General features: G+C 69.8%; 7 protein-coding genes. 6 read left to right on the forward strand and 1 reads right to left on the reverse strand.

All coding sequences use genetic code 11. The features are described from left to right. Positions 1 to 2: 2 nt before the first annotated feature. The 6 genes from OG226_RS51335 (at position 3) to OG226_RS51360 (ending at position 12,884) form a co-directional block, all read left to right on the forward strand. Positions 3 to 2,252 (forward strand): DEAD/DEAH box helicase, encoded by a 2,250-nt coding sequence (locus tag OG226_RS51335; protein ID WP_329347170.1) that lies wholly within the window; start codon positions 3 to 5, stop codon positions 2,250 to 2,252. 187 nt (positions 2,253 to 2,439) lie between these two features. Next, positions 2,440 to 3,228 (forward strand): carbon-nitrogen hydrolase family protein, encoded by a 789-nt coding sequence (locus OG226_RS51340; RefSeq protein ID WP_329347169.1) that lies wholly within the window; start codon positions 2,440 to 2,442, stop codon positions 3,226 to 3,228. A gap of 518 nt (positions 3,229 to 3,746) precedes the next feature. After that, complete coding sequence (locus OG226_RS51345) at positions 3,747 to 5,309, forward strand: DUF2397 family protein (RefSeq protein ID WP_329347168.1); 1,563 nt, start codon at positions 3,747 to 3,749, stop codon at positions 5,307 to 5,309. Then, complete coding sequence (locus OG226_RS51350) at positions 5,306 to 6,640, forward strand: DUF2398 family protein (protein ID WP_329347167.1); 1,335 nt, start codon at positions 5,306 to 5,308, stop codon at positions 6,638 to 6,640. The genes OG226_RS51345 and OG226_RS51350 overlap by 4 nt, the downstream gene beginning before the upstream one ends. Beyond that, the gene (locus OG226_RS51355; RefSeq protein WP_329347166.1) at positions 6,637 to 11,637 is read left to right on the forward strand and encodes an SbcC/MukB-like Walker B domain-containing protein; all 5,001 of its coding nucleotides are present in this window, start codon (positions 6,637 to 6,639) and stop codon (positions 11,635 to 11,637) included. Before OG226_RS51350 ends, OG226_RS51355 begins: the two co-directional genes overlap by 4 nt. Next, a complete protein-coding gene (locus OG226_RS51360; protein ID WP_329347165.1) occupies positions 11,634 to 12,884 on the forward strand; it encodes a DUF2399 domain-containing protein in 1,251 nt (416 codons plus the stop codon). Before OG226_RS51355 ends, OG226_RS51360 begins: the two co-directional genes overlap by 4 nt. A gap of 102 nt (positions 12,885 to 12,986) precedes the next feature. Here the strand turns inward: OG226_RS51360 and OG226_RS51365 are convergent, their stop codons facing one another. After that, entirely contained in the window at positions 12,987 to 13,379 is a 393-nt protein-coding gene (locus OG226_RS51365; RefSeq protein ID WP_329347164.1) for an effector-associated constant component EACC1, read from the reverse strand. Positions 13,380 to 13,391 lie beyond the last annotated feature (12 nt).

Here is a 13,391-nt window from a genome sequence, read left to right on the forward strand (position 1 = left end):
CCATGGCACCCACCGAGCTGACGCTGCGCCCTCACCAAAAAGACGCGGTCGCCGCAGCCACCCAGACCCTGACCCGCCACCCCCGCGCGAGCGTGATCGCCGCCTGCGGCACCGGCAAGACCCTGATCGCCGCCCGCACCGCCGCCCGCGTCGCTTCACGCGGCCGTGTGCTGGTGCTGCTGCCGACACTGGACCTGCTGTCGCAGACGATCCACTCCTGGCACCTGGCCGGCCGCAAAGGGACCGCCGTGGCGGTGTGCTCGGCACGTCAGGCCCTCGACCACGAGCCGCTCGGCGCCGACATCCCGCTGACCACCGACCCCGCGGACCTGACCGCCCTCACCGCCACAACCGGCCCCGGGCCTCTCACTGTCTACGCCACCTACGCCTCCCTGCCTGCGGTGGTCGCCGCCCACAGCAACCACTGCCTGCCCCCCTGGGACCTCGTCGTCGTCGACGAGGCCCACCGCACCGCCGGCCGCCTGGGCAAGGCCTGGGCCGCCGTCCACCACGACGACCAGGTCCCCACCGCCCGGCGCCTCTACCTGACAGCCACCCCCCGCGTCTGGGACCCGGATGACAGCCCGGACGAGAACACGGAGGCGGTGGCCTCCATGGACGATGAAACCCTCTTCGGCCCCGTCGCCTACCGGCTCACCCTCTCCGACGCCATCGACCTCGGCCTGCTCGCCGATTACCAGATCCTCGTCCCCGTCGTCACCGACGAAGACCTGCGCGACTGGCTCGCCACCGGACCCGGCGCAGGCGTCGACGGACTGCGCCTGGCCGGCCGCCAGGTCGCCGCCCTGCGCGCCATCCACGACCACCGATTGCGCCGCGTCCTGACCTTCCACCACCGCGTCGCCGACGCCCGCGCTTTTGCCGCCACCCTGCACGACACCGCCGCCACCCTGCCCAGCCACCTGCGCCCCGAAGGGTTGTGGGCGGACTGGATCAGTGGACGCCACGCCCCCCAGGTCCGTCGCCGCCTCCTCCTGGAGTTCGCCTCCCACGCCGGCCCCCACGCCCCGGCCGTGCTGTCCAACGCACGCGTGCTGGGCGAGGGCATCGATGTGCCCGCCATCGACGCCGTCGTCTTCGCCGACCCCAAGAACAGCCCGGTCGACACCGTCCAGGCCGTCGGCCGTGCCCTGCGCCAGCAGCCGGGCGCAGGCAAGAAGGCCACCCTCGTCGTCCCCGTCTACCTCACCCCGGGCGAAGACCCCGACGACCTCCTCGGCGCCGACGCCTACACCCCGCTGTGGCACACCATCCAGGCCCTGCGCGCCCACGACGACCGCCTGGAGGCCCGCCTGGCCGACCCCCGCACGCACCGCCCCACCATGCCTGCGGACGATCCTGAGGCATGGCTGCACTTCGATCGTCCCGCCCAGGCCGAAGAAGTTGCCCTCGCTCTGTCCCTGAGGGTCCTGGCCCCCAAGAGCGCCGAGTGGCGCCGCGGGCTGAAAGCCGCCCGCAGCTACCACCGCACCCACCACCATCTCGACGTCCCCCAGACCTACGAGGACGCCGCCGGCTACCCCCTGGGCCGCTGGCTGAGCTGGCAACGCCACCTCTACTCCCTCGGCACCCTCGATCCCGCACGTGGCCAGGCACTCGAACGCCTCGGTGTTATCTGGGACCCCCGTCAGAAGGCATTCGAGCGGGGCCTGGCCCACGCAGCCCTGTACGCCTCCCGCCACGGCCATCTCGCCGTCCCGGTCGACGAGTTCCATGACGACTTTCCCCTCGGCCGGTGGCTCGCCACCCAGCGCACCCGTGCCGACCGTCTCACCGCCGAGCGCACGGCCGCCCTCACCGCCCTGGACCAGTGGTGGAACCCGCCCTGGCCGATCACCTGGCAACGCGCCTACCACGCCGCCCACCAGGAGCACCACGCCGCGGGCGCCCCAGCGGGGGAGTGGCTCACCGTCCAGCGCACCCGCAGCGACGACCTCCACCCGGAGCAACGCCGCCTCCTGAAGGAACTCGGACTCCACATGCCGGATGTGCCTGCCGCTCGCTCCCGGGACGGCCGGCTGCCAGCACGCGAGCGGGCCTTCCAGCTCGGGCTGGCCGCCGCACGGGCCTTCCAGGACAGGGAGGGACACCTCGATGTCCCACAACGGCACGTCGAGAACCTCGGGGACGAACCCGTGCGGCTGGGGCAGTGGCTGAGCAACCTGCGCCGACGCCGCTCCCGCCTCAGCCCCCAGCGCCAGGCGATGCTCACCGAACTCGGCCTGTTGTAACCGCCTCGCCGCGCCTGCAATTCGGAGAAAAGTGTCGTGCCGCGGCAGCGTGCGGCGCACCGTCCCCTTTACTGTCCGCATGTGGCGAGGACACTACGGCTGGCGGTGGCTTACAGCACCGTTCCACAGGACCCGACCGATCCGCAGAACCTCCGCGTGAGCGGAACGGAGATCCGCAGTCTGATCCGTGCGGCGAGCCGGGGCCGGTGCCCGCCTGGTGCAGTTCCCGGAAGGGGCGATCACCTACCCCGGCAAATACGTGATGTCCTCAGCAGGACCCGACACGGTCGCTGAATCGGACTGGACCCGAGTCGACTGGAACATCCTGCGCCAGGAGGCGGAGGAGATCGCCGCTCTCGCCGGTGAGCTCGGGCTGTGGGTCGCGTTCGGCTCGATCCATCCGCTCACGCCGCCTAACCGCCCGCACAACAGCCTCTACGTCGTCTCCGACACCGGACAGCTCGTAACCCGCTACGACAAGCGGCTGCTGTCACACACCGAAGCCACCTACATGCACACGCCGGGCACCGACCCCACGGTTTTCGAGATCGACAGCATCCGCTTCGGGGCAGCACTGTGCATCGAGGCGCACTTCCCCGAGCTGTTCGCGGAGTACGAACGCCTCGACATCGACTGCCTCCTGCTGTCGGTGATGGTCGACGACCCCATGCGCGCCGTCATCGCCCAGGCCTACGCCGCCCTCTACGACTACTGGATCGGCTACGCCATCCCCGCCCAGTACAGCGCCACCGTCCCCTCGGGGATCGTGGCACCCGGAGGGCGCTGGCTCGCACGCTGCCCCGACGACAACCGCCCCGCTCTGGCCGTCACGGACATCGAACTCGACGCAACCGACCACGACATCCACGTCGCACTGCGCTACGCCCGCCCCTGGCGCCGCAAAGCACGAGCGAGCCTTGCTGAGCACGCACCGGCCCACGTTGATTCCCGCAGCTCCACGAAGACTGCCTTCTGAGGAAGTCCGTTGCCTCGGGGCGAACCGTCGTGGCGCCGGGATGCGCTCAGTCAGCGGCCCGAGGAGGTGGGCCCGTCAGGAATATCGAACAAATCCTCGAATTTTGAGACGCGGTATGCGTGTTCGGATTTCCTGAGGGGCGGGAATGGGCGAACTCCTGGCGAAAGTGACTTGTTTTTATCAGGTGACGGTCGGCTGGCCAGGCGGTTTCGTGGCCTGGTGACAGCCCTGCGCGAAGCGGCTTGGTCAGCCAGCCCGGCTCTCATTTGCCCAGTACAGAGCCCTCTTTGAATGATCATTCGGAGAAGTGGACGCCTTCTTCTGTGCGAGAGCTGGGGAAGGTCTCGCCGATTCCGGAAGAGACGTTTTCGAGTCAGGTGAACCGGCTGCTTTCTCCCTGAATTCTGCAGCCCTCGGCCGGATTGTCAGAGGCTGCGTCTAGCTTTTCCAGGCAATGCAGTGCGGCTTCCAGCAGGCTGCCGCACTGGCATGTCCTGCTGTCTTCAAGGGGGTTGGTGTTGCGTTCACGGTTGTGGTGGAAGGAAGTCGTACCGGACGACTGGCACGTGTTCGGGATGTCCGACGGCCTTGTGAAGGAGCGGTACCTGGCGCTGCTGGCGGCCTTGGAGGAGCTGTCAACCCGGGGGCCGATGGCGACGCTGTCGGACATCACCACTCAGCTGAAGACAGTCGGGTACCACGATCCCCTGCCTGAGGCCGAACTGCGCGAGCGCCTCGACCAGTTGGAGCACTGGGGGTTCGCCGAGCCGTTCCGCGACTACGCGGCACCACTGCGCACCCTGCAAGGCCTGTCCGCACGCGAGGAGACCTGGGCGCTGACGCGACGCGGGAGGGGCATCGTCGCCGCAGTCCGCAGCGCCGTCGTCGACATGGTGCGCGCCCTGCAACTGCCCAGCCGCCTTCTGGACCAGGTGACGGACACGCTGCGGGAGATCCTCGACCACCTCAAGAACGATCACGGGCGCCTGCCCGGCGATCTGGAAGACGTACGTACGCGCATCGACGAACTGCAACGGGTGACAGCCGACTTCTACGCGGCACTCGCGAAAATGGTGCAGTCCGACGTGACCGACGACGACGTGTTCGGCGAGAACCGCGACCGCGTCGTCGAAGCACTGCGCCAGTTCCCCCGCGAGTACGGGCGCGGCCTGCCGCGGGTCGAAGCGGCGCTCGCCGAACTGCGCACCGCCGGACTCGCCCGCACGGTGGAAGCCGCCGCCGAGCACGCCGGACTGCTGAACGCCGCCGACCAGCAACACTGGATCGACGAGCGGGTCCGCCGCCTCGCCGACCTGGAGGCCTGGTTCAAGCCTGACGGCACCGTCCACAGGCTGATCGACTCGGCCAGCGGCGCCGTACACACCCTGCTGGTCGCCATCGACCGCCGCTACATGGCCCGTCGCCGCGGCAGCGACCTGGGTGTCGACTTCCGCAGCCTGGCCCACAGCCTGCACCGGCAGCCGGACGGCGCCGAGGCCCGCCGCGTGTACGCGGCTGCGTTCGGCGACTGGCCGTCCTGGCACGCCGTCACCGGCACGGGAGAGGAGGACGTCGCCCACGGCACTCCCGCCCGGGCAGGCGCCAGCCGCTACCAGGTCGAGGTCACCCTCAGGGAGCACGAGCGGCACGGGGCCTCCACCGGACGGCCCCGCAAAGTGCCCGACACCACCGCCGACCGGGCGGCCGCGCACGCGGATGCACAGGCCGCCGCCCAGCGCCGCCGCCGCCTCGCCGCCCTGCTCGCCACCGACGGTGAAGTTGGCCTCGACTACCTCGCCCGACTGCCGTTCGACGCGGCGCTCATCCTGCTCAACGCCATCGAGGTCGCGCTCAGCCAGTACCGTCCCGAGGACGGAAGCGGATGCGCCACCGTCGACGAGGCCGGCCTCGAAGTCATCGTCAGGCCCGGCGAATCCCACGCCACTGTCACCGTCCACCTCGCCGAAGGACGCCTCTCAGGGCCCGACCTCCGGCTGACCGTCACAGCACAGAGCATCACGCCCGCAGTACCCAGGGCCGCCCCCGCCCAGGCAGCAGATCCCGATCGGAGCGTGGCATGAACGATCCCCTGCTGCTCGACCCCGATCTACGAGAGAGCGCCCGTCTGCTCGCGTCGACCGGGCGCCTAGCGATCGAGAAGGACGCCGAGCACTACCGGGCGGCCGTGCAGCACCGCCACGCCCTGGCTGAGTACTTCCGCAGCGAACTGGGCTGGACGGTGGAGTTCCACGAAGTCGCCGGTCTGATCCGCCTGCACAAGCGGCGAACCGACGTCCCCTGCGACCGCGGTCCTCTACTGGCACGGGACCGGCAGCCGCTCGTCGGCACCCTGGTCATGATCCTCGTCTGCCTTGCCTGCGAACAACTGTGGCGCCGCCCCCGGATGAGCGTGCGTGAGCTCCTGCAAGCCATCGCCCAGGTCTGTGCCGCCGACAGCGCGGACGGACACCTGCCGCCCTTTCCCGTTGTCGCCGCCGGCAGCGTCAGCAAGCAAGAAGCACACCACAACCGTTACAGCCTGGGCGACGCCCTCAAAATCCTCGTCGCCGAAGGCACTGTCACTGTCGACGCCGACCTCGACCGAGCCCTGGCCGACGACAACGGCGACCTCGTCGTCACCGCCTCCCGCGACCGCCTCGCCGCCAAGTTCTCCTCACTTCCCCCCACCCTCCTCGAACTCGACAGCCTGCCGGCCAACCAGCACGCCGCCGCCCTGTCCGCGGAATCCCTTCTCGACCACACCACCCGCACCCCGGACAGCGCCCCCACCCTGGAACAGCGGCGCCTCAACGCCATGCGGCGACTCGTCGACGACCCTGCCACCAACCCCCTCGGCGACGCTGGCGACACCACCCCCTACCTGCACACTCTGACCGGACGCGAACGTGCCCTCAACGTCGTCGCCGCCCTCGGACTGTCCGCGACCGTGCGCCGCGACTGGTGGCAGATCACCGATCCCAGCGGCCAAGCCACCGGACTCGACTTCCCCAACGGCCGCCGCACCGAACGCCAGGCCGCCCTCGCCCTCCTGGCCGCCCTCCCCGACCGCGACGACCCCAGCGCCCCGCTGACCCTCACCGACATCACAGAACTGTTCACCCAGCTACGCGCCCGCCAGCCCCGCTGGGCCGCTTCCTATGCACGCATGCCCGCACTGGCCCGGGCCGCCACCGCCGAACTCACTCATGTCGGGCTGCTCATCCCGCAGCCGGACATCCCCGACACATGGCTGCCCACATCCGGAGTGCACCTGTGGCGCGTCCGCGTCCGCCAGCCCACCCCGCCGCCCGGCACCGCCTCACCGGAATCCGACGCTGCCGCCCACCGGACGACCGGAACCACTCCCGCCCTCGACACCGTGCAGCAGGCCAGCCAAGGAGACGACCGATGAAGTCCGTCGAGCAGACCACCCCGGACCCAGTTCTGACAGGCGCCGGCATTCCAGACATCGGCACCCCCGGCGCCGAAGGCCGCTGGCAGCCCACACGCGCCGGAATCGTCAACTCCTGGGCCTGGGCAAGCGAAGAGCTGTACTTCTGCGACGGCTGGCTCGCCCTCGTCGGCCCCAACGGATCCGGCAAGTCCCTCACCGCCTCCATGTTGATCACCGTCCTGCTGGACGCCGATACCTCCCAGACCGCCCTGTCGGTATCCGGCAAAGCCGCAGGCACCCTCACCAGCCGGCACACCGACTTCAACGACCGCGAGGACCGCACCGGCATCTGGTGGCTCGAGTACGGCCTACACGATCCCGCCAGTGACACCACCCGGCACATGACAACAGGTCTGTGGCTGCGCGCCACCGCAGGCAACCTGCATCGAGCGTTCTTCCTCACCCCCGGCCGGGTCGGCACCGACCTGATGCTGGAACACGACCGCGAACCCGTCCGCCTGGACGCCCTCGCCGGTCAACTCGCCGCCTGCCACGGCGAGATCTTCACCGACTCCCGAACACTGCGCGGCTCTCTCACCCAACTCGCCCCACAGGACGAGAGCGCCTACCGCCAAGCCGTCCGCACCCGACTGTTCGCCCCGCTCAACGAGGTCCAGTTCGAGGCGCTGCTCGCCGTCCTGCGATCCCTGCGCAGCGTCCGCACCGCGGAGAACATCACCCTCGCCCGCATGAGGCAAGTCCTCACCGATGCCCTCCCCGCGCTCGACACCGACAACCTCATCCAGGTCGCCGAGGCGATGGAACGCATCTCCGAACTCGAGACCAAACTCGACCGCACCCACCAGGAAGCCAAACTCCTGGAAGGAACCGACCGCAGCTACCGCCGCTACCTGCGCACCGTCGCCCAGATGGAAGCCGCCGCCCTCACCGCTGCCAACACCGAGTTCGACGATCTTGCCCGCGACCTCAAGAAGGCCAACGACCAACTCGACACCGCCCGCGAAGAATCCCGGGAAGCAGCCGGCGAGTACACCCGCGCCCAGAGCGACATCGCCCGCGCCCGGGGACAACTGACCGCAGACGACACCCTGCTGACAGAACACGCCGGCGCCGAACTACCCCACCGCGAGGAACGCGCCCGCGATCTCGCCTCCCAGGCCGAAGCCGCACAGGAACGAGCTCAGACATCTGAGACCGACGTCGAGGAGGCACTCGAAAAAGCTACCGGCAGCCGCAAGGACGCCGAGGCGTCGCAGGCCCAGCTCCGCCGGATCTGCGACGACCTACGCGCCAGTGCCAGCGCCGTGGGAGCCCACATCGCCTGCGAACGCCTCCTGACAGCCTCCGACACCCTTGCCGCAGCCGACCACAGCACCGCACCCGTGCCGGACACCGCATCCCTGCGCGGCCACCCACTCGCGTGGGCGGAAGACCATCTACGCCAGATCCAGACCATCGACAGGGCCCTCAGCGCCTACCAGGGCGCACAGGACAACCAGCGCGCCGCCGCAGACGAACAACGCGCCGCCGCCGACACGGAGCACACCCGCCGAGAGGAAGCCGACCAGACCACGAGCCGACGCCGGCACACCGAGAACGAACTCTTCGCCCAGCTCCACACCTGGCAGGACAGCGCACTGCACCTCGGCCCGCTCCCGAAGGAGCTGACCGATCCGGCCCTCAGCGACGAGCGCACCGACACCGGCCAGCTCATCACCTGGCTCTCGGCCACCGCCGCCAGCGCCCGCGCACGCATCGACCTGGCCGGCCACCAGGCGAGGGCGACCGCCGACGCCGCCCTCGCCCGCGCCGCAGCCGCCACCGCAGAGCAGGCCCGCCATCGGCACACCGCAGCCCAGACCACCGCCGACAAGGCGGCCGCCGCACACCAGGCCGCCCTCCGCCAGGCACAGACCGAGACACAGGCCGACGAAGCGCGCCAGACCCAGGCCCACCACGACCATCACGAAACCCGCAGCCGCGCCCGGACTGAGCTCGATGCAGCCGAGCAGGCCCTCGCCAAAGCCGACACGACCGTCCTCCGGACGATTCGTGACTGGCTGAGCCTCCTCCACACCTGGCGTGCCAGCCTGGTCCACCTGGCCCCCGACGACATCACCCTGCCCGACACCACCACAACCGCAGCCGACCTGAACGCTCTGCGCCCCACCGACCTCACCCTGGCAGCGGTGCGCGCCCACGCCCGCGTCGCAACACGCCTCCAGGGCCACGCCGAAACCGCCGCCCGACAGGTCCACACCGCCACCGCCACCGTCACCGAGCTGACTGACAAACTGCACGTGGCCCAGCAGGCAGCGTCCCTGCCTCCGTCACCCTCATGGCGCACCCGCACACCCGAGGACGGCGTCCCCCTCTGCGAACTCGTCGACTTCGCCCCCGGCCTCCCCGCCGCCGACGCAGACCGCCTCGAAGGAGCACTCCTGGTGGCCGGCCTCCTCGATGCCCTGGTCACCCCCGGCGGTCAGGTGCGCGACGGCGACCTCACCCTCACCCCTGCCACCCCGGCCCCGGGCCGCACCCTGGCCGACCTGCTGGTCGTCGACGACCACCCGGCCATCGAGGCCACCCGGATCCGGGAGATCCTCGCCGCCATCCCCGTCGACACCCCCGGCAGCGACCCTGCCGCCGGCCGGCTGGCCCACGGCGTCCTCACCGCCAGCGCCCCCACCGGATACCAGTCCGCCTTCATCGGCCGCACCACCCGCGAGAAGATCCGCCGCCAGAGGGTCAAACGCATCGAAGACGACCTGGCCGCCGCACGTCTCACCCTCCAAGTGGCCGAGGAACACCTGGCACGCTGCCACCAGGACATCACCGACGCCGCCGAGGAACGCGACACTCTCCCGCCCGCCACACAGGTCGACGAAGCCCGCTCCCACGCTGCCGACCAGCTCACCACTGTGCAAACACTCCAGCAGCGCACCGCGACGGCCCTGGCCCAAGCCGACCAGGCCCTGGAGCGTGTACTCGCCGAACTCGGAGCCGCAGCAGCCACCCGCGCCGCCACCGTCGCCACTGCCGCACTCACCCACGACCACGCCCGCAGCAACGCGCAGCAAGCCGCCGAAGACGCCCAAGCCGCCGCAGAGACAGCGGCTGAACAGGCCGCCACCGCCCAATCCAGTGCCGATGCCCGCACCCGCGCCGCCGACGCACAGCAGGCAGCCGACACCGAACAGACAGCCTTTCCCCGTCAGGAGATCGAGACCGTCGACGCAGCCCACAGCGCCGAGGACACAGCCGAACAACACCTCAACCAGGCCCGCGCCGACGCCGTAAAAGCCACCACCCGTCACGAAGACGCAGGCAAGGCCGTCACCCAGGCCCTACGCGCACTCAACCGCGCCGCAACGCTGCCCGGAGGCGACCTGCTGCGCACCGAAACGAAATACCTCGACGACCGCAGGGAAGCAGTCGCCCGACTCGTCGGCCACGTCCAGGCCTGGGCACCGGCCTCCCACCGAGTGAGCGACCTGCTCAAACGGGCGGACAGCGACCGCAAGGCGCTCGACGAGCGCCACACCCGCCACACCCAAGCTGAGCAGGAAACCTCCCGGATCCAGCGACGTGCCGAGGAAGAAGCCGCCCACGTCGCTGAAATGCGCACCCTGTACGGCGCGCAGTACGAAGAACTGCGCGCCCGCCGGGACACCACCGCCGAACAACTCCACCAGGCCGAAGAACACGCAGAGCGGTGCCTCACCCGCCGACAGGAAGCAGACAGGCAGGCCAGCTCCGCCCAGACCGCCCGGGAAATGGTGGCTCCACGCCGGACGGCCGCCGAACACAACCGGGACGTGTGCCTGGGCCGCCTCGGACGCCTGGCCGACGAACGCCTCGCCGTCCTTCCCGACGACCTGCCCGCCGACAACGGCCGCCCGGCCAACCTCACCGCAGGCCTGGCCTGGGCCCGACACCTGCTCACCGACACGTCCGCCGGCACCGACCGACACCAAGCCCTGGAACGGCAGCGCGACCGCGACCTGAACACACTGGAAACCGCCGCCCGCAAGGCCAGCGCCGGTCTGGCAGGATTCGACCGCCAGGTCACCGTGGTGGGCATCGGCGACACCCCATGGCGACGCGCCGTCGTCGCCGATCCCGCAGCCGTGCGCGGCGAAGACGTCTCCACCACCGTCCACGACCTCAAAGCCACCGCCGCGCAACTTGAGAACGACCTGCGCGCCGACGTCAAGCAGGTTCTCAAGACCAGCCTGTTCACCCGGCTCCAACGCGACATCCAGACGCGCCGCGAGGCAGCCGTCGAACTCGTCAACAAGATCCGCCACACCCTCAAGGACGTCCGCACCGGCGTCGCCCAGGTCGGCGTCCAGGTCGCATGGGACGTCCGGCCCAACGACCCCGAAGCCCAGCACATGGTGGAACTCATCGCCCGTCCGCCCGCCGACGACACCTTCGAAGCGATGTACGAAGCACTGCGCCGACGCATGAAGGAAAAGACCGGCGAACCCTGGGCCGAACGCGTCGCCCACACCTTCGACTACCGCACCTGGTACGAGTGGACGATCTCCGTCACCCACTCCTCCTTCGAGGCCGCCGGCAAAGAAAAATTCCGCGAGATCTCCGTGCGCTCCAACCCCCTGGAAGGCCTCTCCACCGGCGAGCGGCGTCTGGCCACCATGCTGCCCCTCCTGGCAGCCGCATGGTCGATGTACTCCACCAGCGGCTACACAGGTCCCCGCCTGCTCTCCATCGACGAAATCGACGCCGCCTTCGACGAAGCCAACCTGCGCAAGGTCCTGGCCCTGCTGCGCTCCTGGAACTTCGACGTCCTGGCCACCGCCCCAGACATGACCCCCTTGATCAAACGCGAAACCGAGCGCGCCATGATCCACCAGGTCCTCACCAGCGGACGCCGCCGCATCACCGTGCCCTGGCTGTGGCACGGCCACGGCGAACCTCAGCCTCTCACCCTCGACCTCACCCCGGCCCAGCCCGAGGACGCGCCGTGACCGCCGACCGCAGACTCCTCGCCGCCGACCCCGAACTCGCCCCGCTGTGGCAAGCCATCCACAACCGCCTCAGCGCCGGCACCGAGCCCACACACATCGTCGCCGTCACCGTGCCCGGCCTCACCCCCGGTGCCGTGGCCGCCCTGCGATCCTGGCTCGACACCTCCGAACAGCGCCGCCGCGGACGCACCAGCGCACCCCACACCGACCGCGGCACCAAAGTCCCCCTGCAGCCCCTCCTCCAAGCCCTCGGCCTGCCCACCGACGACCTGCAGGCCCTGGTCGAAAACGCAGTCGGCCGCCCCGTCGTCAACCGCAAGCAAGGCCGCCGTGACGTCGACACACTGCGCCAAGACCTCGACCACTATGCGGCCACCCACCTGCCCCACCTGCCCCGGCTGCGAGCCAGACTCCTCATCGGAACAGACCAGAACACCGAGCCCGAGACACGCCGACTCATCGACGCACTCGCCTCCCTCACACGCCACCTGCCCCACACCCCACCCCGGGCCCTGGCCAAACTCGCCCACGACCACGCCGGCGACCCGCACTACTTCGACCCCGTCACCCTGCCCGGGCAACGCCTCATCTCCGCCGTTGCCGAACTGACCGGCCGACCCGAACCCACCCGTCCCGACCACATCCGCGCCTTGCTCGCCGACCACGGCATCCTCGCCGACAGGCTCTCCGCGACCGTTCTGCTCCACCACGTCCGAGCTCTCGGCGACGGACCCATCGACCGGCGGCTCAACGAGGCCACCACCCCCGTCGCCCTCAACCTCCTCGACCTCACCGACACCCCGCCCCGGCTGGCCCCGCAGACCCTCACCGTCGTCGAGAACCCCTCCGTCCTGGAAGCGGCGATGGAACACGCCAGCACTCGGCCGATCGCCTGCACCAGCGGCCAGCTCCGCGCCGTCGACCACGCCCTCCTCCAACTTGCAACAGACCAGGGACTGCAACTCCGCTACGCAGGCGACCTGGACGGCGCCGGCCTGCACATTGCCGCGGCGGTGCAACAGATCTACGGAGCAGAACTCGTCGCCATGGACGCCACCCTTGTCAGGGAGGCAGGCGACCTGCCATCCAGCGTCCCTCTCGGACTCCTGCCGAGCAGTTGTGCCCCCGCGCTGGCCGCCCAACTGCGTGCGTCAGGGCGCGTCCTCTATCAAGAACACGACACTGTGCTCACGCACCTCCTTGACCTGATGCCCCCGGAATCGGGCACGCCACGCTCACCTTCGTAGCGGGTGGATAGGCGATGCGGTGCTGGGGGATTTTGCCGGTTGTCGCTGACGCTGACGTATGGTGCTCACCCGTTGCCGGCATGAGTGACGAGTGGGAATTCGTCAGGCCGTGTCGCCTCCTGCGGGTGAATTCGGCTCCGTCCCGGTGGCTTTGCGTGCTGCGTCGACGAACGCCTCGATGGCTTCGGCTGCCCCCTGGTGGTTGTTGTCGCTGTCGACGATTATCTGCACCGTGCCGTCGGTCTGTTGGGTGAGACTGAGGCGCAGGCGGCTGCGCCGTGCTTGTACCCAGGTGGCTACCGCGCTGACAAGGGCGGTGAGCGCCTCGGGGGCGACCTGGACCAGCAGTCCGGTGAGTTCGCCGCCCAGTGCACCTTCTGCTACGTCCGAGCTGACCTCTTTGAGTCCATCGACGGAAGGTTCCGCGTCCAGTTCGGCCCGGAGGTTCCGCAGGTCGTCCGAATCTTCGGTCATGTGCTCGATGAGGAATTCCATGTTGCCTCTTTC

Source organism: Streptomyces sp. NBC_01261, assembly GCF_036226385.1.
GTDB lineage: Bacteria > Actinomycetota > Actinomycetes > Streptomycetales > Streptomycetaceae > Streptomyces.